Origin of the sequence: Maricaulis virginensis, from assembly GCF_027922185.1 — a bacterium.
Classification (GTDB): domain Bacteria; phylum Pseudomonadota; class Alphaproteobacteria; order Caulobacterales; family Maricaulaceae; genus Maricaulis; species Maricaulis virginensis.
In genome coordinates this window covers 481,466-502,672 of record NZ_BSFE01000001.1, presented here as the reverse complement: position 1 = coordinate 502,672, position 21,207 = coordinate 481,466, and the positions used below count along the sequence as shown (strand labels likewise).

At 64.9% G+C, this 21,207-nt stretch carries 20 protein-coding genes and 1 tRNA gene; 4 read left to right on the top strand and 17 right to left on the bottom strand.

The genetic code is table 11. The features are described 5' to 3' along the window. Positions 1-5 precede the first annotated feature (5 nt). From PKE71_RS02445 to mgtE, 7 genes are all read right to left on the bottom strand, one after another. Positions 6-239, bottom strand: a complete 234-nt coding sequence (locus tag PKE71_RS02445) for a hypothetical protein (protein ID WP_271185361.1) — start codon at positions 237-239, stop codon at positions 6-8. A 24-nt stretch (positions 240-263) separates the two neighbouring features. Beyond that, positions 264-755: a lysozyme inhibitor LprI family protein gene (locus PKE71_RS02440; RefSeq protein WP_271185360.1), complete on the bottom strand. Its 492-nt coding sequence runs from the start codon at positions 753-755 to the stop codon at positions 264-266. A 77-nt stretch (positions 756-832) separates the two neighbouring features. After that, the gene (locus PKE71_RS02435; protein ID WP_271185359.1) at positions 833-1,537 is read right to left on the bottom strand and encodes a flavodoxin family protein; all 705 of its coding nucleotides are present in this window, start codon (positions 1,535-1,537) and stop codon (positions 833-835) included. A gap of 56 nt (positions 1,538-1,593) precedes the next feature. Continuing rightward, complete coding sequence (locus PKE71_RS02430) at positions 1,594-2,766, bottom strand: isovaleryl-CoA dehydrogenase (RefSeq protein WP_373878781.1); 1,173 nt, start codon at positions 2,764-2,766, stop codon at positions 1,594-1,596. A gap of 63 nt (positions 2,767-2,829) precedes the next feature. Further along, positions 2,830-4,629 carry a glycoside hydrolase family protein gene (locus tag PKE71_RS02425; RefSeq protein WP_271185357.1) on the bottom strand — a complete coding sequence of 600 codons (1,800 nt, stop codon included), beginning with the start codon at positions 4,627-4,629 and terminating at the stop codon, positions 2,830-2,832. A 62-nt stretch (positions 4,630-4,691) separates the two neighbouring features. Beyond that, a complete protein-coding gene (locus tag PKE71_RS02420; protein WP_271185356.1) occupies positions 4,692-5,654 on the bottom strand; it encodes a Kelch repeat-containing protein in 963 nt (320 codons plus the stop codon). A gap of 51 nt (positions 5,655-5,705) precedes the next feature. Beyond that, positions 5,706-7,094, bottom strand: coding sequence for a magnesium transporter (mgtE, locus tag PKE71_RS02415; RefSeq protein ID WP_271185355.1), 1,389 nt, complete (start codon positions 7,092-7,094; stop codon positions 5,706-5,708). A gap of 277 nt (positions 7,095-7,371) precedes the next feature. Between mgtE and PKE71_RS02410 the strand changes: the two genes are divergently transcribed. Continuing rightward, complete coding sequence (locus tag PKE71_RS02410; protein WP_271185354.1) at positions 7,372-7,503, top strand: hypothetical protein; 132 nt, start codon at positions 7,372-7,374, stop codon at positions 7,501-7,503. A gap of 79 nt (positions 7,504-7,582) precedes the next feature. Continuing rightward, a complete protein-coding gene (locus tag PKE71_RS02405; protein ID WP_271185353.1) occupies positions 7,583-7,879 on the top strand; it encodes a hypothetical protein in 297 nt (98 codons plus the stop codon). 243 nt (positions 7,880-8,122) lie between these two features. Here the strand turns inward: PKE71_RS02405 and PKE71_RS02400 are convergent. Both PKE71_RS02400 and PKE71_RS02395 read right to left on the bottom strand, forming a co-directional pair. Further along, a tRNA-Leu gene (locus tag PKE71_RS02400) sits at positions 8,123-8,209 on the bottom strand. A 63-nt stretch (positions 8,210-8,272) separates the two neighbouring features. Further along, the gene (locus tag PKE71_RS02395; protein ID WP_271185352.1) at positions 8,273-8,521 is read right to left on the bottom strand and encodes a FliM/FliN family flagellar motor switch protein; all 249 of its coding nucleotides are present in this window, start codon (positions 8,519-8,521) and stop codon (positions 8,273-8,275) included. A gap of 78 nt (positions 8,522-8,599) precedes the next feature. Here PKE71_RS02395 and lipB point away from each other — a divergent pair, with 78 nt between their 5' ends. Further along, positions 8,600-9,289, top strand: coding sequence for a lipoyl(octanoyl) transferase LipB (gene lipB / locus PKE71_RS02390; protein ID WP_271185351.1), 690 nt, complete (start codon positions 8,600-8,602; stop codon positions 9,287-9,289). A gap of 25 nt (positions 9,290-9,314) precedes the next feature. Here the strand turns inward: lipB and PKE71_RS02385 are convergent, their stop codons facing one another. The 8 genes from PKE71_RS02385 to PKE71_RS02350 form a co-directional block, all read right to left on the bottom strand. Beyond that, the gene (locus tag PKE71_RS02385; RefSeq protein ID WP_271185350.1) at positions 9,315-10,559 is read right to left on the bottom strand and encodes a PepSY-associated TM helix domain-containing protein; all 1,245 of its coding nucleotides are present in this window, start codon (positions 10,557-10,559) and stop codon (positions 9,315-9,317) included. A 7-nt stretch (positions 10,560-10,566) separates the two neighbouring features. After that, positions 10,567-12,717, bottom strand: coding sequence for a TonB-dependent siderophore receptor (locus PKE71_RS02380; protein WP_271185349.1), 2,151 nt, complete (start codon positions 12,715-12,717; stop codon positions 10,567-10,569). 147 nt (positions 12,718-12,864) lie between these two features. Continuing rightward, positions 12,865-13,383 carry a hypothetical protein gene (locus PKE71_RS02375; protein WP_271185348.1) on the bottom strand — a complete coding sequence of 173 codons (519 nt, stop codon included), beginning with the start codon at positions 13,381-13,383 and terminating at the stop codon, positions 12,865-12,867. Positions 13,384-13,462: 79 nt separating this feature from the next. Continuing rightward, positions 13,463-13,924 (bottom strand): DUF805 domain-containing protein, encoded by a 462-nt coding sequence (locus tag PKE71_RS02370; RefSeq protein WP_271185347.1) that lies wholly within the window; start codon positions 13,922-13,924, stop codon positions 13,463-13,465. An 80-nt stretch (positions 13,925-14,004) separates the two neighbouring features. After that, positions 14,005-14,496 (bottom strand): DUF805 domain-containing protein, encoded by a 492-nt coding sequence (locus tag PKE71_RS02365; RefSeq protein ID WP_271185346.1) that lies wholly within the window; start codon positions 14,494-14,496, stop codon positions 14,005-14,007. Between the two features lie 79 nt (positions 14,497-14,575). Further along, the gene (locus tag PKE71_RS02360; RefSeq protein WP_271185345.1) at positions 14,576-16,585 is read right to left on the bottom strand and encodes an acetyl-CoA carboxylase biotin carboxylase subunit; all 2,010 of its coding nucleotides are present in this window, start codon (positions 16,583-16,585) and stop codon (positions 14,576-14,578) included. 90 nt (positions 16,586-16,675) lie between these two features. Further along, a complete protein-coding gene (locus PKE71_RS02355) occupies positions 16,676-17,134 on the bottom strand; it encodes a potassium channel family protein (protein ID WP_271185344.1) in 459 nt (152 codons plus the stop codon). Positions 17,135-18,378: 1,244 nt separating this feature from the next. Then, positions 18,379-19,911 (bottom strand): acyl-CoA carboxylase subunit beta, encoded by a 1,533-nt coding sequence (locus PKE71_RS02350; protein WP_271185343.1) that lies wholly within the window; start codon positions 19,909-19,911, stop codon positions 18,379-18,381. Between the two features lie 164 nt (positions 19,912-20,075). On the opposite strand from PKE71_RS02350, the gene PKE71_RS02345 reads away from it, so the two are divergent. Next, positions 20,076-21,167 (top strand): GNAT family N-acetyltransferase, encoded by a 1,092-nt coding sequence (locus PKE71_RS02345; protein ID WP_271185342.1) that lies wholly within the window; start codon positions 20,076-20,078, stop codon positions 21,165-21,167. The last annotated feature ends 40 nt before the right edge of the window (positions 21,168-21,207 follow it).

Genomic DNA, 21,207 nt, shown 5'->3' with positions numbered 1-21,207 from the left:
GCCGTTCAGTCACGCCAGAACTGCCACCAGGCCGGCGCATCCTCTTCTTCCAGCCCCAGCCAGGCCCGCACGCAATCCTGGGCCGGGTCCAGCCGGGTCCAGGCCGGCAGGTGCGTCTCGATGGCGTTGTCGACGGCCGGGCTGAAGACAGACACCGCAAATGCCAGCCCCAGCACCGTGACCAGCAGAGTCAGCAAGGGTTTGAGAATATCGCCCAGGAACCGGATCAGTCCGCCCATCTCGCCTCCCCGGCCGGATCGCACCTAGAAGGGCGGATAATTTTCGGACCAGTCGCGCAACACGATGGTGCGCTCGGCTGTCTCGGTCATCAGGCAGCTCGTTTGCTCCAGGCTGGCATGACTGCCGCCTTCGAAGATCGAGGCGAGAAACGCACAATCGGCATCGCGTTTGGCGATCCAGGCGCGCTGCGCGTCACGCAGGGCCGTCGCCCGCGTCCCGTCATGGCGCGCACGCAGGGCGTCGTAGGCCTCGTTCAGCGCGGCATCCCAGGCCTCGAGCTCCTGCGCGGTGCAGCCGATCATGCCGGCATTCGTCTCGCCGTCCTCGTTCAGACGGATACAGGCCTCGGTGAAATCGCCGATACAGGCGCGCGACGTCCCGTCCCGGCGTCCCAGGCACAGCGCGACCGTATCCGACGCGCTCAGCTGCGGCATTGCGCGGGCGGCAGCCGGAACGGGCTTGTCGCCCTGTGCGGTGAACAGTGTGGCGGCGGCAAGAATGGACATCAGCATCATGGGAAACCTCGTGGCGGCCGGGAGCCTAACAGGAACGAACGCCCTGCGCATCTCTGCCCGTGCGCCCGGCAGAACGCTCAGCGATATTCCGGATTGGGATGGTCGAAGCGGGCGCCGTCATCCCACGCGCGCCGCGAATTGCCTTCGGCCGGCAAGCCGCCACTGCGCTTGAGCAGCGCGGCCAGGTGCATGAGGTTCCAGCTCATGAAAGTCGTGTTTCGCTGGGTGAAGTCGTTCTGCGGCCCGCCGGAATACGGGTCGAGATAGGACGGTCCCGGCCCCGCCTCGCCGATCCAGCCGGCATCGGCCTGCGGCGGGATAGTGTAGCCGACATGCTGGAGCGCGTAGAGCACGCTCATCGCGACATGCTTGATGCCGTCCTCATTGCCGGTGACGATGCAGCCGCCGGCCTTGCCGTAATAGCCGTACTGGCCCTTCTCGTTCATGTCGCCGGACTGGGCATAGAGGCGCTCGATCAGCATGCGGGCGACCGAGCTCTCCTCGCCCAGCCAGATCGGCGTGCCGACCACGAGGATATCCGCCGCCTTCACATGCACCCAGATATCCGGCCAGTCATCGCTGTCCCAGCCATGTTCGGTCATGTCGGGGTAGACGCCGTGGGCAATGTCGTGATCGACAAGGCGGATCATCTGTGTCGCCACGCCCTGCTTGTCCATGATCGCCTGCGAGACCTTCATCAGGCCTTCGGTGTTGGAGACGTCCGGCGACTTCTTCAGCGTGCAGTTGATGAAGACGGCTTTGAGATCGGAATAGTCGGCCATGAAAAAAGCTCCGGGAGATTCTCCCGGAGCTTAGCACATACGGCTCGGCGATAGCCTCAGCCCGTCTCGCCGAAAAGCTCGCGGCCGATCAGCCAGCGGCGGATCTCCGAGGTGCCGGCGCCGATCTCGTAGAGCTTGGCGTCGCGAAGCAGGCGTCCCGTGGGATATTCGTTGATATAGCCATTGCCGCCCAGGAGCTGGATCGCGTCCAGCGCCATCTGGGTGGCATTCTCGGCGGCATAGAGGATGGCGCCGGCGGCGTCCTTGCGCGTGGTCTGGCCGCGATCGCAGGCCTGGGCGACGGCATAGACATAGGCGCGCGTCGCGTTCATGCGCACATACATGTCGGCGAGCTTGCCCTGCACCAGCTGGAATTCGCCGATCGAGCGGCCGAACTGCTTGCGCTCGCGGATATAGGGCATCACCACGTCCATGCAGGCCTGCATGATGCCGACCGGGCCGGAGGACAGTACGGCGCGCTCATAGTCGAGACCCGACATCAGCACTTCCACACCGCCATTGAGCGGGCCCATGATGTTCTCTTCGGGGACCTCGCAGTCCTCGAACACCAGTTCACCGGTCTCCGAGCCGCGCATGCCGAGCTTGTCGAGCTTCTGGGCGACGGAAAAGCCCTTCATGTCCTTCTCGATGATGAAGGCTGAAATGCCGCGCGAACCGGCATCGGCGTCGGTCTTGGCATAGACGATCAGCGTGTCGGCCGATGGCGCATTGGTGATCCACATCTTCGCGCCGTTGAGGACGTAGCGGTCGCCCTTCTTCTCGGCTTTCAGGCGCATGGAGACGACATCGGAGCCGGCGCCCGGCTCGGACATGGCCAGCGAACCGACATGCTCGCCGGACATCAGCCTGGGCAGGTATTTCGTCTTCTGGGCGTCATTGCCCCAGCGGCGCAGCTGGTTGACGCACAGATTGGAGTGGGCGCCATAGGACAGGCCCACCGAAGCCGAGGCGCGGGAAATCTCTTCCATCGCCACGACATGTTCCAGATAGCCCAGCCCCGATCCGCCGAGCTCTTCCTCGACGGTGATGCCCAGAAGGCCCAGATCGCCCATCTTGCGCCACAGATCGTGCGGGAAGATGTCGGTCTGGTCGATCTCGGCCGCGCGCGGCGCGATCTCGTCGGAGGCGAAGGAACGGACGGTATCGCGGATCATGTCCGCGGTGTCGCCGAGGTGGAAATCAAGCGTGGGGTATTGGTTCGAAATCATGCTGCGCGATGTATCACGCGGACGGGACCGGTCAAGATAGCGGCGTGAAACGCGTGAAAGACTTTACCGGGCTTCGGCAGGAACACGCCGATTTTTTTTCAACCGTTCCAGCCATACCGAGCCAAGCGACCACGCAGCAGCCAGCATGAGGAAAACGCCTGCAATCAGCGCCCAGGCATCCCCGGTCAGGCTGCGCTCGGACCACATCCGGCCCCAGTCGCCCCAGGTCATCACTGCACCGAACGCCGTCACCACGGCACCGGCTGCCAGCGAGGCGATATAGCCCCAGCTGCCATCGTCGGACTTGCCGACCGGCTTTTCCTCGACCTCGGGCGGCAGATCGGCAGCCAGATCGCGCGGCGAGAAACTGTCTTCATCAGCGTCCCGGGTCAGCGGATCATCGCCATCCAGCAGATCGTCATGCGGGTTTTCCGTCTCGGCTTCGGCCACCTCGACGCGCTCGCCCTCGACCTCACCGACAGCGCCGTGGCTTTCGGCCGGCACATTCGACGCATGCGGCGGCGGTGTGTCCTGGCCGGCAACGGCAACGGCCCGCTCGACGATTTCCGTGATCGCCACTTCCGGTGCAGGCTCGGCCTCGACAGGCGTTGTCACCTCGTCCTCGACGGCGGATTCCGCATCTTCAGCAGCGGTCTCGACCGCTTCCGGCTCGGTTTCGGGCTGCGCAACCGGAAGCACAACGTCACCATCGGTCGGGTTTGGCCGGAAGCGCGCGGTCATCACTGATGTGAAGGCATAGCCCAGTTCGACCTGCAGCGGCAGTTGCGGAACCGGCGCGGCCTGTTCGGCGGCAGGGACGGCCGCAGCCGGCGCTTCCGGAACAGCTTCGTCAGCGTCTATGGCCTCAAGGCCCGGCATCGCGGTCAGAGCAAAACCGAGCGTCGTATCGGCCGGCAGGGCGAAGGCCGGCTCGGCCGATCCAGGCTCATCGTCCCCGGCTTCGGCCAGCTCCTCGCTCATGCGGGCAGCGACAAGCGCCTCGGGCGTGTCTGTGACGGTTTCCGCGCCAATGGCCGGGGCTTCAATGACAGGCTCGACAGCTGCGTCCCCGGCGGCTTCGGCTAGATCTTCGGCCGGAGCGCCGTCTTCCTCCACCGCCTCGTAGGCGGCCTCGACCGGCGCATCGCTCATGTCAGAGACGGCGGCTTCAACCGAAGCCATGTCGTGATCGTCCGCCAGCGCCTCGCGCTCTTCCAGCGGCATGGCCTCGACCGTGGCGAGAATGCGGGCAATCTCCGCTTCAGCTTCGGCGCGGCTGGAGATGCGACGATCCGGCATGGGCGGCGGGGGCGGCGGTGCATAATCCTCGACCGGTTCGTCCCGGCCGCCGGCAATGGCACCTTCCAGCACACGCTCCTCGCGGGGGTGCTCGACCTTGATCACCAGTTCGACGGCCGGCCGTTCGGCCCGCGCCGGCACCATCGCATCCAGGAAAGCGCGGCTTTCGGCCTCGCGGCGCGCACTGGTGCCGTCACCATGTGCAGCCAGCGCCTCGGCCGCCGCGTCCAGCCGGCCCTCATAGAGATAGCGGGCAACATCGGAATTGCGGAAAGCATCGCGGCCGATATCGTGGATGAAGGAAACCAGCGCGTCGCGCTGTCCGCGCGCCAGCGGAATGTCCGCGATCTCGTCGATCGCCGTTTCAGCCTGCATCACATCGTAGATCAGCAGCAGCGACGCCTCTTCCTCGGAGACCTTGATACCGCCGCGCGCGGCAGCCCGGTGGCCATAGCCCACGACCCAGCGTCCGTCCGCCCCACGGATCGCCGTCTCGCGGAAAGGTTCGAACCGCTTGATCAGCTCACGCGCGGCCGGAGAGGATTTCAACTGCGGTTTTGTCATGTTCTGTTTCGAGACATTGCCCTGGCCCTGTCCACTCCCCCTGCAAGCGGGGCGCCGCAGCGCTAGTCCTGCAGTCCGCGGAAGACGTCCGTCGTGCCGATGGCGGTGAAGGGCGCGAAGAATCCGCCGCCCGAACCGCCGCCGACCAGGTAGATATCGCCATCCAGCAACGCCGCATCGGCCCCGGTCCGCGGCGACGGCATGCCCGCCTCCTGCCGCCAGCTGCTCTCGCCAGGCGCCCAGGAGAGATGGTCCTGCAGGGTGGCGCCGCCGTCTGCTGCGCGGCCGCCGAAGACGTGGATCCGGCCGCCTCGGACAACCGCCGCCAGCCCCGACCGGCCACCCGGCAGCGCCGGCCCGGCCGTCCATTCACCGCTTTGCGGGTCGAATACATCGTGCCGGTCGACAGCGCCCTCTGCTGTCGCACCACCCAGCACATGGACGCGGCCATCGATCACGGCAGCCGCGGTGCCCCGGCGGGTAATCCCTTCCGGGGCCTCGAGGGTCGACCATTCGCTGGTCTCGGGATCGAACACGAAAACAGAGGCATCATCGCGCAAGCCGCCTATGGCATAGAGCTGACCCTCGACGGCAACCAGCGAGAAATCCGCCTTCGGCGCCGGCATGGCGGCTTCGCTCTGCCAAATATTGCCCTCGATCGAGAAGGACCACATGCGCGCGCTGGGACCGACCACCGCGGTTTCATCAGCGGCATAACCGCCGGCGGCATAGATGCGCTCGCCGGTCGCGGCCATGCCGAAATGCTCGAGCCCGCGCGGCAGCGGCGTTTCCGGGAACCAGCGCTCATAGCCCGGATCATAGCTCTCGAATTCGTCGCGCGGCGATGTCAGCCCCGAACCGCCGGCCGCGAAGATCCGGCCGTCATGCACCACGACGGCAAGACCCGCGCGCGGCGCGTCCAGCCGTGCCGTCTCTTCCCAATGCCCGCCATCCGCGGCGTCCTGGGCCAGAACAGCCGGACCGGATGCCAGAAGCACCGCTACAAGACCTGTCAAAACACGCACGCTGTCACCATTCGTCAGCCGGGGCCCGTTGCCGGGACACCTCTAATATCATCATAACAGGACCAGCGTCGCCAGTCCCAGAAAGGCCAGGAAGCCGACTACATCGGTCACCGTGGTCACAAAGACCGAGGACGCGACAGCGGGGTCGGCGCCAGCGCGCACCAGGCCCAGCGGCACGAGAATGCCGGACAGGCCGGCGCAGGCGAGGTTCAGCACCATGGCGATGGCGATCACGCTGGCCAGCGCGACGTCCTGGAACCACAGAATGGTCACCGCGCCCATCACGACCGCAAAAATGAGCCCGTTGACCGCGCCGGTCGCCAGTTCGCGCCAGATCACCCGCATGGCGTTGGCCGCGGTCAGATCGCGCTCGGCGATCGAGCGCACTGCAACGGCCAGAGACTGGGTGCCGGCATTGCCGCCCATCGAGGCCACGATCGGCATCAGCACGGCGAGCGCAACGACCTGGGAGATCGCGCCCTCGAACAGGGCGATCACACCGGAGGCCAGCACCGCAGTCGCCAGATTGACCAGCAACCAGGGCGCCCGCGAGCGCACAGACCGCACGACCGTGTCGGCCAGGCCCGCCTCGTTCACGCCGGCCAGGGCGAGCATGTCTTCCTTGTTCTCGTCCTGGATGACGTGAACGATATCGTCCAGCGTCAGCATACCGGTCAGCCGCCCTGCACTGTCGACAACCGGCGCCGAGACCAGGTGGTATTTCTGGAACAGGTAGGCGACCTCCTCCTGGTCGGTCTCCGGATCGACGAGGATGCGCGGCGGTTCCATCAGATCCGACAACGCCACATCGCGCCGCGCACTCAAGAGCCGGCAGACCGGGATCTCGCCGACCGGGCGGAAGCCGGTGTCGATGACGAAAAGATCGTGAAACTTGTCCGGCAGGTCGTCCGAAGCGCGCATATGGTCCAGCGCATGGCCGACCGACCAGAATTCCGGCGCCGCGACGAATTCGCGCTGCATGAGACGGCCGGCCGTCTCGTCCTCGAAGGCCAGGCTCTGCTCGACCGCCTGACGGTCGATCTCGGAGATTTCCGCCAGAACGGCCGCCCGGGTCTCCGGATCGAGTTCCTCGACGACCTCGGTGGCATCGTCCGAATCGAGCTCCTGGATCGCGGCCGCCAGATGCGACGGATCCAGATAGGCCATGACGACTTCACGCGTGTCCGGCTCGATCTCCGCGAGCACTTCACCGGTGAAGACATCGGGCGCGAGCGTTGCAACGCCCTCCTGCTGCCCGGCGGTCAGCTGTTCGAGGACGTCGGCGATGTCGGCCGCGTGCAACGGCGCCAGCATGCGCCGGATCGCGTCGCCATCGCGATCGGCAATGGCCTGCCGGAGATTGCCGACGAATTCGGGATCGACATCGGCCAGGGCATGAGAATCGACGGGGAGGTCGTCTTCGAATGCGGCTTCGCCCATCTGATCCTCCTTACCATGTCGCCATCGGACCTACACTAGGGCTGGAATCATACGAAATCGAGACCGGGTGATGGCGCAAATGCGGAAATTTGCAGAGCGTTTACACGCCCGGCCACGACCCCGGGGAAGTCCTGCACACCACCTCGAAGCGTCGACGCACCAATAAAAAAGAAGCACAAAATAAAAATATATTTCTTTTTATTTAGGTGTATTTTTTGAAATAAATAATATTGTTCGATTTCGGACAATTTTTCCGAACAACAAGAAAGAAAATATTATGACCGATAACAATCAAGAAAAATCAAAATTCAAACAATCCCAGACGTCGCCCTCCCAGGCGCCGCAGGAAAAGACGGACGCACCCGAGGTGAAGCCGGGCTCGCCGGACACCAAGTCCAGCAAGAGCTAGCCTCACGGCTGCGCGGCGACCGAAGACGCCCGCTCGTCGCGCAACCTACCGCTTCGGACATATTGAAAAGGAGCCTTTTGTGACAATCCGCATTTCCAAGACACAGGTTTCCTTCAGAAGCCCGTTCCATCTCGACAGTATCGACGGCGAATGGCCGGCCGGTACCTACACGATCGAGGCCCAGGACGAGTCGATGTCCAACTCGTCGTTTCAGGCCTTCCGCCGGATATGCACGACCATGATAGCGCGCACGCGCAATGGCCGGCTTGGATTGCCGCGCTTTGTCGAAATCGTGCCGTCAGAGCTCGCAGCTGCGCTCGCTACGGACCGCGATGGCCTCGACCGGGCCGAGAATGAAGGCTTGGCCGCGCACTGATCCCGCGGCCGGAGATATCCCCCGGCCCGAAACACCCTCCGGAAAGCATTCCGCTTCATAGCGATGTCGGGATATCCTGGCCCCCTCCAGCCCAAGGCTACGGAGGGCATCCTGCTTCGAGCCGATGTCAGGGCTTGTCCTGCGCAGCCCCGAGGGCGAGTGTGTCGCGAACAGTCCGCCTACGCTCGGGAAATGATGAGGCTTGCCTAGCCGAACCCCGGATCAAGCCCGCAGGGCGAAGGATGGTGCGGTCGAGAAGACTCGAACTTCCACGGGTTTTACCCCACAGCGACCTCAACGCTGCGCGTCTACCAATTCCGCCACGACCGCACGTCATGGAGGCGCGGGAGATAGCAACATCGCCGCGCCTTGTGAAGAGTGTTCTGCAACGCTTTATGCAGCAGCAAAGAATTCGTTGGCGTCGGCCGGCCCGGTAATCGACACGGCGACGCGGTCACCCTGGATGATGACATCGCCGCGGGCGATCGGATGATTATTGGCGAGGATCCAGACCTGGTCGTCCTCACCGGTATCCAGGGGAATCACCGCACCCCGGCCCATGCGCAGGAATTGCTGGATCGGCATTTGCGACCGGCCCAGAAGGACCGAGATTTCAACGCTGACGGATCCGATCTGACTCACGTATGAGCTCCTGCTCTTGCGGTTCGCGGCTTCGGGACCGATGTTTGGGCCGATACGGTTTCGCGAGCGTTAAGATAAATGGATAAGGCAATACCGCCGGTCGAATGGGCCGTCTCCGAGGGCCATGTGCCCTACCCGCAGGCGCTCGCCTTCATGGAAGCGCGGGCGGCGGCGATTGCCGACGGCACGGCCGGCGAACTGGTCTGGCTGCTCGAACATGCACCGCTCTACACCGCCGGCACCAGCGCCAAGAGGGAAGACCTGCTGATGCCCGACCGCTTTCCCGTCTACGAAACCGGCCGTGGCGGCGAATACACCTATCACGGCCCCGGTCAGCGCGTGGCCTATGTCATGCTGGACCTGACCCGGCGCGGCCGCGATGTGCGCGCCTTCATCCGGTCGCTCGAGCGCTGGCTGATCGGTGCTGCTGCGCAATTCGGTGTCGAGGCCGGCCCCCGCGACGGACGGGTCGGCGTCTGGGTCGATCGCGGCGGCGGCCGCGAGGACAAGATCGCCGCCATCGGCGTGCGCCTGCGCCGCTGGGTGTCCTTCCACGGCATCGCCTTCAATGTCGATCCGGACCTGTCGCATTTCGGCGGCATCACGCCCTGCGGCATCTCCGATCCGCGCTATGGTGTCACCAGCCTCGCGGATCTCGGCCATGCGGTGACAATGGCAGACTTTGACGCTGCCCTGCACCTCGCCTTCCTGGACGCGTTCGGCGAGGCCCGCCGGGTCGACGCACCGGCGCTTGCAAGCGCTGCCTGATCGCTGCCCGGTTACAGCACGCCGGTTACAGCACGAACGGCGTCAGGGCGAAGGGCAGGATGACCAGGCCGGCAGCGATCCAGCTGGCTGGCCCCATGGCCCGCCAGCTGCGCACCAGGCCCCGGCGCCAGCCCGGCGTCTCACGCGCCGTCTTGGCCAGCCGCAGCGCATAGATCGCCACACCGGTACCGGCCAGCGCCGTCAGCGCCGCGCCGAACAGGAACCAGAGCGTCTTGGTCCAATAGCCGCCGAACGTGCCGAAATGCAGCGGGTCGGCCGCTTCGGCGATCCGCTGATGTGCACTCAAGCGCGCCGGATCGACCACATCGAGCAGCGCCCCGGTCCGCGGATCGATCCAGGCTGTATTGGCCCGCGGGCGCACAAGGATGGCGCGTCCGGTATAGCCGTGAATCTCGGCGGGCGTCTCCCGGTCCGGCGGCCATATCACGGCCTCGATCCTGAAGTCCGGGTGCCGGGCCATCAGCGCGGCGATGCCGGCGTCGATGGCCTCGCCCATGCCAAGCTCGCGCTCCAGGGCCGCGGTCTGCGGCAGTTCCGGATCGTCCCCGTTGGCGGCCGGTGCACCGGCGCCCAGAACCTCGACGAGATACCAGAGCCCGGTGACGATCATCAGCACGACGAACCACAGCGACCAGACGCCCGCCACCCGGTGCGCGTCGCCGATCCAGGCCCGCGCCGTGCGGCCGCGCGGCAGGCGCAAAAAGCCGCGCCACCATTTCTTGTAGACCCAGAAGGACGTCACCAGCGATACGGCCAGGAAGACCGCCGCCAGCGCCACGATCGGCACGCCGTATTTGACGGGCAGCATGAGGTGACGGTGCGTGTTGCGCAGGAAACGCTGCACGCCGGCCCAGGGGCCCGTGCCGGTTATCTCTCCCGTGCGCGGATGGACATAGACGTGTGTCGACACGCCATCCCGGCGCAGAACGGCATCGAAGGTCGCCGCCGGATGGATCGGGGCATAGACGATCATCCGCCCCTCACCCCCTGCCCCATCCATGACCGTCTCGCCGACCGTGCCCCAGCTGGCGCGATCCTCGATCGCTGTCGGTGCCGCCCACATCGCCGGACGCAGTGCCCAGTCGATCTCGTAGGAGAAGACGGCCAGCGTGCCGGTCAGGAAGACGAAGGTCAGGAACAGCGACAGCTGCAGGCCGGCCCACTGATGCACGCGCCACCAGGCCGAACGGGCTTTCGCCTTCCGCCCTGCCGGTGCGTTCGCCTCACGGGTCACGGCCTGCGCATCCATCGCCGCTTTACCAGCGCCGGGTCAGTTCGACGAAGACCGAGCGCGGAGCCCCCGGGAAGTGACCGGTGCGGTCGATGAATCCGCTCGACGCATAGGTCTCGTCGAACAGGTTGTCGATCCGCAGCAGCGCCCGCCAGGCGTCGGTCTCGTAGATCACCGAGGCGTCGAAGACGACATAGGGCCGGACCTTCTGGCCGCTGATCGACTGGCGCACATCGACATAATCGCCGCCCAGGGCCACCGCCGTATTGATCTGCGGGAACTGGTAGCGGGTCCAGAAACCGGCCGTGTGCTGCGGTGCATTGGCAAACCGGTCGCCGACCGAATTGGTCAGCGCATTCGTCCCGGCATCGCCGGTGATCAGCGTGTCGTTATAGGCGTAGGACATGGTGGCGACCCAGTTCGAGGTGATGTCGGCCGTCACATCGAACTCGAAGCCTTCAGAGGTCACCTCGCCCAGCGCCACCAGATCGTCCACGCCGTCATTGCCGACATCGCCACGCGGGTCGGACTGCAGCACGTTGGAGCGCACGATCCGGTAGATCGAGGCCGAGGACTGGATGTGCCCGTCCATCAATTCGGTGCGTATGCCCGCTTCCCAGATTTCGCCGGCGCTGGGATCGAACGGACCGCCGGCCAGCGGATCCTGGCTGGAGATGGATTGCGGCTCGAAGCTTTCGGCCCACTGGGCAAACAGCGACACGTCCTCGCGCAGGCGGTAGACACCGCCCGCACGCCAGGTCGTCGCCTCGTCCTGGAAACCGTCGCCGGTGACCAGGTCGGTATCCTCGAACCGGTCCTGGCGCACACCGACGACGCCGATAAAGCGGCCGATCGTGGCCTCGTTCATAAGGTAGATGCCCCGGCGTTCCTGTTCGCTGCGCGTCAGGCGATAGCCGGCGCGCGGCGGCAGGGCATAGGTCGACGGGTCGGTGACGCCGTATTCCGGCGTGAACAGGCTGAGCGGCGTCGGCAGACCGGCGGTCGGGACGTTGCGGCCGCGCAGGCTGAAGCCGAGGAAGTCGGATTCCCGGGTAAACCAGTCGACCCCGGCCAGGAGGCGGTTGTCGATCCGGCCGAAGGCATGGCTCCAGATCGCATTGGCGCCGAAGGACCAGCTCTGATTGCCGCGTTCCTGATCGCGGAATTCGCGGATCGAGGCATCCACCGCACCGTCGCCGTCCGAATCGAACAAGCCGCGCGGTTCGTGATATTGCTGCGTCTCCTCACCCTCATTCCAGCGCAGGCCTGCATCGAAGGAGAGGCTGGACGTCAGCTCATACTCGATCCGCGCCTGCAGGACATTCGAGACCAGGCGCAGGAAGTCGCTGTCCTCATTGTGGTTCCAGCGGCGGTCGGTGAGGAAGTTACCGGCATCGTCCGTCGGCACGCCGCGCAGTCGATTGCCGCCCAGATCCTGATCATAGCGCGTCGCCTGCAGCAGGATGCGACCGCGATCCAGCGCGATGGCCAGGCCGGCGTCGAAGATCTGCGTCGTGCTGTCGGCATTGCGGCGCGGCTGGTTCATTGTCTCGTAGAAGACGCCGGCGCGGCCCGACACGCGATCGGTCAGCCCGCCTTCCAGCTCGGCGGACGCGCCATAGCGGCCTTCCGTTCCGGCCACCAGGCTGGACTGGGCGGAAAATTCTTCGCCCGGCGTCTTGGTGATGTAGTTGAACAGACCGCCCGGTGCACCCGGCCCGTAGAGCATGCCGGCCGGCCCCTTGAGGAATTCCACGCGCGACACGTTGAACAGCTGCGGCACCGAGAAGCCGGCATAGGGGTCGCCGCGCAGCCCGTCGAAATAGATCTCTTCCTGGCGGAAGCCCCGCGCCGTCACGCCGGCATAGCTGAACACGCTGACGCCGGAGAAATTGCGGTAGAGGTCCTGGGCGTCGCGCGCACCCTGGTCCTCGATCAGCTGTTCATTGATCACCTGCACCGTCTGGGTCGACAGCAGCGGTTCGACCGGCAGCTTGCCCGAGCTGATCTCGCCGACCCGGTAGAGCGAGCGTGCCCGTCCGGTGACGATGACAACGTCCTCGTCGGTGTATTGTGCGGTATCCGGGGCGTCTGCGGACTGAACCGCGAAGGCCGGGACGGCCATAAGGGCGAAGGCGCAACCGGCCAGGGCCGATGTCGTGAGAAGACGGGTCATGCGGAACAACTCTCAAACCTGCAATTAAGAATGAGACACATAAATAGATTGAGAACCGTTCCGTCAAGCACAACGCACTGCGGCTGCACCCGTCAGGCGCAGCCGCACAAAAAGCGTTGCTGATTTGAAACAGGCTGGTGTGAGCCGTCAGCCCTGGCGCGACATGCGCGAGAACCAGATGGCAAAGGCCAGGATCACCAGCCAGAAGCCGATGAAAGAGGCCAGGCCGGTCGCACCGGTGAGCTGTTCCAGCATTTCGGGATTTTCCTGCAGAGCGCGCTGGAATTCCTGCTGGAAACCCGGCTCGCCCATGGCTTCGGCCAACGCGGCCTGGTCGGACGTGTCCACGCCGTTTTCGGCGGCAAACTCGACCATGGCATTATAGATGCCCGGCATCAGACCGGCGATGGCGCCGATCCCCTTGCCCACAATGGCCAGCCCGAGGGGCAGGAAAGCCAGCCCGACACCTCGGCCGGCATGGCGGCGGCGATTGATGAAGAGCGACAGCACGAAGAACCAGACCGCCAGCATGCCGATCCATATGGGCACCGAACCCAGTCCGAACTGGATGCGGACGAAATCGGCAACCGCCAGAACGGCGAGGCCGGCGAGCAATGCGGTCGCCGATGCACGGTAGACCGGCAGAAACAGAACGAGCGGATTCATGGTGCCTCCCAACGCCACACAAAAAGACGGGGCCGCACAATCGCGGCCCCGACCTTCAGGATCAAGTGATTTTGCCGTGTCAGACGGCGGCCGGCTTGAGACGGTAGGCGTAGAAGCCGACGGCACCGTTTGCCATCACGCTGATAATGATACTGACCAGTGCGGTGCTCAGCCCGGCAGCCTGATAGCCCGCCGGATTGCTCAGCGACGCGCCCACGATCACCGGCATCAGGATCATGCTGAGCACGATCGAGATCACGATCATCACGACAAAGGCTGCCGCCGCCAGCCAGCCGGACTGGCCGGCATCGTGGAAACGCTTGGCAAAGATGCACACCCAGCAGAACAGCAGCGCGAGGCTGCCAACCAGGTTGATCAGCCCGCCGATCACCGGAACCAGGGCAATGAATTGCAGGACGATAGCCGCCGCCAGGAGCGCGACCAGGCCCTGGGCGAACTCCATGGGGCCGAGCTTGCCGCTCGCGCCGATGAGGATGCGCTGGGCATCCTTGGGATCGATGATGAAATCGTTGAGCGCCATGTCGGTCTCCCATTAGCTCGATGCGCGACAATTAACGCGACTCGTTTGCAATGGCACGGCAAATCTGGCGAAGGCGCCGCCTAGCCCTGGTCGTCGGACGGAGCCGGGGGCTCGGCCGTCAGGATACGGATCGGCGCCGGCCCGTAGGCATTCGCCCCCGCCTGCCCCGCCGAAAGCCCGACCCACAGCGTGTAGATCAGCCAGACCAGATTACTCAGCCCCATCATAAGGGCGAGGCCGCTGCCCGCCGTAAAAAGGGTCAGCGGATTGAAATCGTCCCCGGCAAGGAACGCCGTCAGGATGGCACCGCCCATCAGCACACCACCGACCGAGGTCAGGGCCAGCGTGATCGCCCAGGGGACAAGATGCAGCCAGGCCGAGCGGCCGGTATCGTGCAGGCGCTTGCCGTACACGCACACGCCCACATAGATCAGGAACAGCCAGATCAGCCCGCCCAGAGCCGGGATAATGCCGGACACCACATTGCCGCAGATCAGCAGACCGACACCGATCCAGAATTCGCGTTGCGCGATCCGGCCGTTCGGATTGAGCAGGACATACTGCAGATCCATTGCGTCTCTCCCCCGAAAAGCCCGCTTCCGGCAGGCCCGACACCCAAGTAACGCACGACTCCGCCCTGAGGGTGAAGTCCTATTCGAACTCGATCATGAGCTCGTCTGCGGCGACGGATGCGCCGGGCTCGACCTTGATGGATTTGATGGTGCCGTCGGTTTCCGCGCGCAGGACGTTTTCCATCTTCATCGCCTCGACGATGACGAGCGGCTCGCCGGTCTTCACCTCCTGGCCCTCGGCCACCTCGATGGCGACAACGAGGCCCGGCATCGGCGAGACGACCAGTTTGGCCGTGTCCGGCTTTTCCTTCTCCGGCAGGCGCACATGCAGCTCGGCCGAGCGCGGCGTGCAGACAATGCCCACGGCCTTGAAACCGCGATGGCGCAGAAGGTACCCCTCGGTCCGGTCGGAGAATTCCAGTGCGACAGGGCGCCCGTCGATCTCGGCCTCGAACAGGTGCTGGCCGGGGTGCCAGGCAGTACGCATTACCAGCTTGTCGGACACCAGCGACGGCGCCCAGACGGTCGCCTCACCCTCACGCGTCATCTCGATCTCGACCGGAATGCGGCGCTTGTCCAGGAAGACCACCCATTCGCGCGCGGTCACCGTCTCTTCGGGACGCAGACGCCCCTCGATCCGCCCGGCACGCCGCGTCAGCGTCTCGTGCACATAAGCCGCACAGCAGGTCATCGCGACCAGCTGGTCCTCGCGCGGCGCGGTGCCGTGGAAGCCTTCAGGGAAGTGCTCGCCGATATAGCCGGTATGGATGCGCCCGGCCCGGAAGTCCGCCTCGTCCAGCACGGCGGAGAGGAAGGGCGCATTCGACTGCAGCCCCTCCACGTGCAGCCGGTCCAGCGAGGCCGCCAGCGTGTCGATCGCCGCCTCGCGGGTTTTGCCATAGCCGATCACCTTGGCGATCATCGGATCGTAGAAGAGCGAGATCTCGTCGCCCTCGCGCACGCCGCTGTCGATGCGCAGCATACCCTCGCCCAGCTGGCCTTCTTCCGGCATGGAATAGCGCTTGAGACGGCCGATCGAGGGCAGGAAGCCGCGATAGGGATCTTCCGCATAGAGACGCGCCTCGACGGCCCAGCCATCGATCTTCACGTCCTTCTGGGCGATCTCCAGCTTCTCCCCGGCGGCCGAGCGGATCATCTGCTCCACCAGGTCCAGCCCCGTGGTCAGCTCGGTAACCGGGTGCTCCACTTGCAGCCGGGTATTCATCTCCAGGAAATAGAAATTCCGGTCCTTGTCGACGATGAACTCGACCGTGCCGGCGCTGTCATAATCCACGGCCTTGGACAGGGCCACGGCCTGCTCGCCCATCGCCTTGCGGGTCCTGGCATCCAGGAAGGGCGACGGCGCCTCTTCCAGGACTTTCTGGTTACGCCGCTGGACGGAACATTCGCGCTCGTTGAGATGGACTACATTGCCGTGCTTGTCGCCCAGCACCTGGATCTCGATATGGCGCGGCTCCTCGATGAATTTCTCGATCAGGATGCGGTCATCGCCGAAAGAGGACTTTGCCTCATTGCGCGCCGCCTTGAACCCGTCCTTCACCTCGGCGTCCGAGCGGGCGATCCGCATCCCCTTGCCGCCGCCACCGGCCGAGGCCTTCAGCATCACCGGATAACCGATCTTCTGCGCCGCAATCAGCGCCGTCCCGGCATCGTTGATCTCGCCATCGGCGCCCGGAATGGTCGATACGCCCGACTTCGCCGCCAGCTGCTTGGAGCGGATCTTGTCGCCCATCGCATCGATCGCATTCACATTCGGCCCGATCCACGCCACGCCGATCTCGGCCAGCGCCTTGGGGAAGGCCGCGTTTTCCGACAGGAAGCCGAAACCGGGGTGCACCGCATCCGCACCGGTCTGCTTGATGGCCTCGAGGATCTTGTCCAGCACGAGATAGCTTTCGCCCGGCGCCGGCGGTCCGATGAACACCGCCTCATCCGCCATCTCCACGGCCAGGCTGTCCGCATCCGCTTCGGAATAGACCGCAACCGTCGCAATCCCCAGACGGCGGCAGGTCTTGATCACCCGGACGGCGATCTCGCCACGGTTCGCAATCAGTATCTTGTTGAACATGAACGGCCCCAAAGCATGGCGGGCGGACGCCCGGAATAGCCGCACCGGTTTAGCGTGCCGTCCCGCCGCGCGGCAAGCGCTGCACTGAGACTAGTCGGCCCGTTCGCGGCCGGGATCGGCGAACCAGTCCGCCTCCAGCGCGCGCAGCCGCCCGACCACGGACACCAGGAAGGCCGTCGACCAGCCGATCAGCAGGAAGCCGGTAATCCCCTCCATCGCTGCCACCAGGCGCCAGCCGGCCGACAACACCACATCGCCATAGCCCAGCGTGGAAAAGGTGGAGGCCGAAAAATACAGCGCCTCCTCCAGCGTGCCGATCTCGCCCAGCAGCAAATAGAGGCCTGCAAACAGCCAGATCTCGATCCCGTGCAGTCCCAGCACACCCAGCACCACGGCCAGGATCAGCCCGGCCTGAACCAGCCGGTGCCCCGGCTCGCTCGCACCGTCGCCGCGCCAGCGGATCATCACCAGAAGCGCGCCCAGCCCGACCATATGAATGGCCAGGACCAGCACGATCATCACGCCGGAAACCGCCAATGCCGCAATCATCCCTGCCCCCGCTTCCTGGATCGAGCCTTGATACAGCCATCATCCCCCACGCGAAAGTCAGGTCCAAACGGCGACGCTTCGCACTTCCTCCCCGTCACCCTCCGTTTTTCCCCGGCCACCTGCTTTCGCGGGCGCAGGTCCGGGGGCTACGGGAAGCTCATCTCTCCCCCTTCTCCCCATCCGGGGAGAAGGTGCCTGCAGGGCGGATGAGGGGTGCGCGTCAGCGCCGCAAAGAGTCTTGAGCAGGCCGCTCCGCGGCCGCCCCTCACCTTTGATTCCTCTCCCCGGTCGGGGAGAGGGGGTGCTGGAGCCACCACCCCCTAAACACCCCTCCGCTTTTCCCGGCTGAAAGCCCGGCGCAGGCCGGGCGCAGCGCCGGGATCTACGGGAAACTCATCGCTTGAAATGATCTTCGGTCGGTCCCGGATCTGCAGCCTGCCTGCGCAGGCCTCCGTCCGGGAAAAGTGAGAGCGTTGGAAGAGAAGGCACCAACGCTCCAACAAGCACCGTCACCCTGACGAAAGTCAGGGCCCAGTTCATAGAGCGCGGTGGCCGCGATCTCGCACTTATCCCTCACATCGCCGACATTCGATCTGAGCCCGCCTGGCGAAAATCTCCCTTTACGATCTGGGTCCTGACTTTCGTCAGGATGACGGTTTGTGGGGCCGGGGCCGGAAACTTATCCCCGCCCGCTCATTTGCCCTTACCATCGTCAGCGGTTTCCGGGATGGGAGGCATGAGCTCAGTCCCTTGTGCCCGGGAGCGTGCGGAGCTCGTCCGCGCCTGGTGGGTGACAGCATCAGGCTCCGGCGTGGCCATCTGCGGGGACACCGGCACAAAGCTCGACCGGAGCGTGCCTGCAGGTTTCGAGACGGGGCCCGCAAGGGACCCGGGTAAATCTCCGCGTGCGGGATGCCTCGGGCATCACCACCAAACCTTCAAATCCGGACACGATGTCCGCCGTGCATCCCGCACCCCTCTCATCGCTCCAGAGCGCAAGCTCGTGGAGGGTTTGGTGTTTCCTCATCTGCAAACACACACGATTTTTCCCGGAAGCGCACAGCGCTGTCCGGGACCGACTGGACGCGGCTCACGCTTCACGCAGAAAGGTAGATCCCGGATCTGCAGCCTGCCTGCGCAGGCTTTCATCCGGGAAAAATGGAAGAGGTTGAAATGAACACTTCCGCTTTCCCCGGATTTATTCCGGGGCCGGGGGAAGTGGAGGGAGCGGAAGAGCGCGCCCCCTAAAGCGGAATATTGTCGTGCTTTTTCCAGGGGTTTTCCGCCTTCTTGTTGCGGAGCGTCCTGAGCGCCGAGATCAGCCGTTTGCGGGTGCCGTGGGGCATGATGACGTCGTCGATATAGCCGCGGCCGGCGGCGACGAAGGGGTTGGCGAAGCGGTCTTCGTATTCGGCGGCATGGGCGGCCATTTTCTCTTCGTCGGAGAGATCCTTGCGGTGGATGATTTCCGCGGCGCCCTTTGCGCCCATCACGGCGATCTCGGCGGTCGGCCAGGCATAATTCACATCGCCGCGCAGATGTTTCGAGCTCATCACGTCATAGGCGCCGCCATAGGCCTTGCGGGTGATCACGGTGAGCTTGGGCACGGTGGCCTCGGCATAGGCGAAGAGAAGCTTGGCGCCGTGCTTGATGAGGCCGCCATATTCCTGCTTGGTGCCCGGCAGAAAGCCCGGCACATCCACAAAGGTGACGACCGGGATGTTGAACGCGTCGCAGAAGCGCACGAAACGACCCGCCTTGCGGGAGGCGTCGATGTCCAGCACCCCGGCCAGGCTCATCGGCTGGTTGGCCACGAAGCCGACGGGCTGCCCGTCCAGCCGGCCGAAGCCGGTGACGATGTTGGAACCATAATCCGGCGCGATCTCGAAGAAATCGCCCTCATCGGCCACCTTCTCGATCAGCTCCTTGATGTCATAGGGCTTGTTCGGATTGGAGGGGACGAGCGTGTCCAGGCTCTTCTCGATCCGGTCCGGATCGTCATAGCTGGGGCGTTTGGGCGGGGTCTCGCGATTGGACAGCGGCAGGAAGTCCACCAGGCGGCGGATCTGCACAATGGCCTCGAGATCGTTCTCGAACGCACCGTCGGCGACACCGGATTTCTTCGCATGCACCGAGGCCCCGCCCAGTTCCTCGTGAGTGACGGTCTCGTTGGTCACCGTCTTCACCACGTCCGGGCCGGTGACATACATGTAGGAGGTGTCCTTCACCATGAAGATGAAGTCGGTGATGGCGGGCGAATAGACATCGCCGCCGGCGCACGGCCCCATGATCATGGAGATCTGCGGCACCACGCCCGAAGCCAGCGTATTCTGCAGGAAGATATCCGCATAACCGGCCAGCGAGGCCACGCCTTCTTGGATGCGCGCACCACCGGCGTCGAAAATGCCGATGACGGGGGCGCCGTTCTGGATGGCGGCCTTCTGGACCTTGACGATCTTCTGGGCGTGGGTCTCCGACAGGGAGCCGCCGAACACGGTGAAGTCCTTGGAGAAGACATAGACCAGACGGCCATTGATCGTGCCATGGCCCGTAACCACGCCATCGCCGGGGATCTTCTTGTCCGCCATGCCGAAATCGACACAGCGGTGCTCGACGAACATGTCCCATTCCTCGAAGGAACCGGCGTCCAGCAGGAGCTCGATCCGCTCGCGCGCCGTCAGCTTGCCCTTGGCGTGCTGCGCCTCGATCCGCGTCTCGCCGCCCCCCATGCGGGCTGCGGAGCGTTTGGCATCAAGCTGTTCGATCACGTCTTTCATGGACCCTCGTCCCTTCCCCAAGATTTCGTCAGGCCATGATTTCTTTCGACAGGAATGGCGGCCTCCTGCGTTCGATAGCAGACCCGTCCGGCACAGAGCAATCAAGCCGCTGCTCAGGCGCGGGAATTGCAGGGCGTGGCAGCGGCAAGGAATGGAAGACGGACATGAGCCCGCTTTACAGTGCGGACATCGTCAGGATCGATGCGTTGACGGCAAGGCAGCGCGCGGCGTGGAACGCCATGCGTTCCAGCAACTTCGCCCTCGCCTCTCCCTATTTCGCGCTGGAATTCGCCGAGGTAATGGCCGCTGCGCGCAACGATACCCGCGCCCTCATCGTGTCCCGAAACGGATCGCCCGCGGCCTTCCTGCCGCTGCAATTGTCCCGCTCCGGCGTTGCACGTCCGGTCGGCGGGCCGCTGGGCGATCATCACGGGCTGGTCACCGACACGCCCGACATCGATCTCGACCCGCTGCTGAAAAAGGCCGGCTTCGGTGTCTTTGCCTATAATGGCGCGCTCGCCGACCAGACCAGTTTCCTGAAGCATTGCGACGGTCCGCCGGAGATATCCTGGGTCTCCGACCTGTCGCGCGGCTATGATGCCTTCATTGCCGATTGCACAGCAGCCGACGCCAAGGCCATGCGCAATATCCGCGCCCGCCAGCGCAAGCTTGACGAGCTGGATGCCGACGTCGTCATCCGGATCGACGACCGCCGGCCTGAAGCGCTGCAGGCGCTGATCGACGCCAAACGTGACCAGTATCGCCGTACCCACGCGCTCGACGTGTTTTCGGTACCGTGGACGCTGAATGTGATCGACACGCTGTTCGAGCGGACCGATCCGGCGCTTCGCGGCCTGCTGTCGACACTGGAGATCGACGGACAGCTGGCCGCCGCCCATTTCGGCATGCGGTCGCAAACCGTGCTGCACTACTGGTTCCCGGTCTTCTGGCCGGACCACGCCAAACTGGGCCCCGGCCTGACCCTCTTCCTCGACATGGCACGATCGCTCGCGGGTGACGGCATCACCGCCATCCATCTCGGCCCGGGCGAATATGACTTCAAACGCCGGCTGTCGAATGCCGGCTTCGGGGTCGTCACAGGCCAGATCCGCCAGCCCTCGCTGACGACGAGCCTGATTGCCGCCGGGGTCAATCTCGACAGATTCGCCCGCAGCCTGCCGCTCGGACGCTTTGCCAGCTGGCCGGGCCGGGCGATCCGGCGGCTCGACAAGTGGGCCGCGATGCACGCGCTCTAGACGGCCAGGGCCGCGCCCCGCCCTCACCCGAAAACGTGTG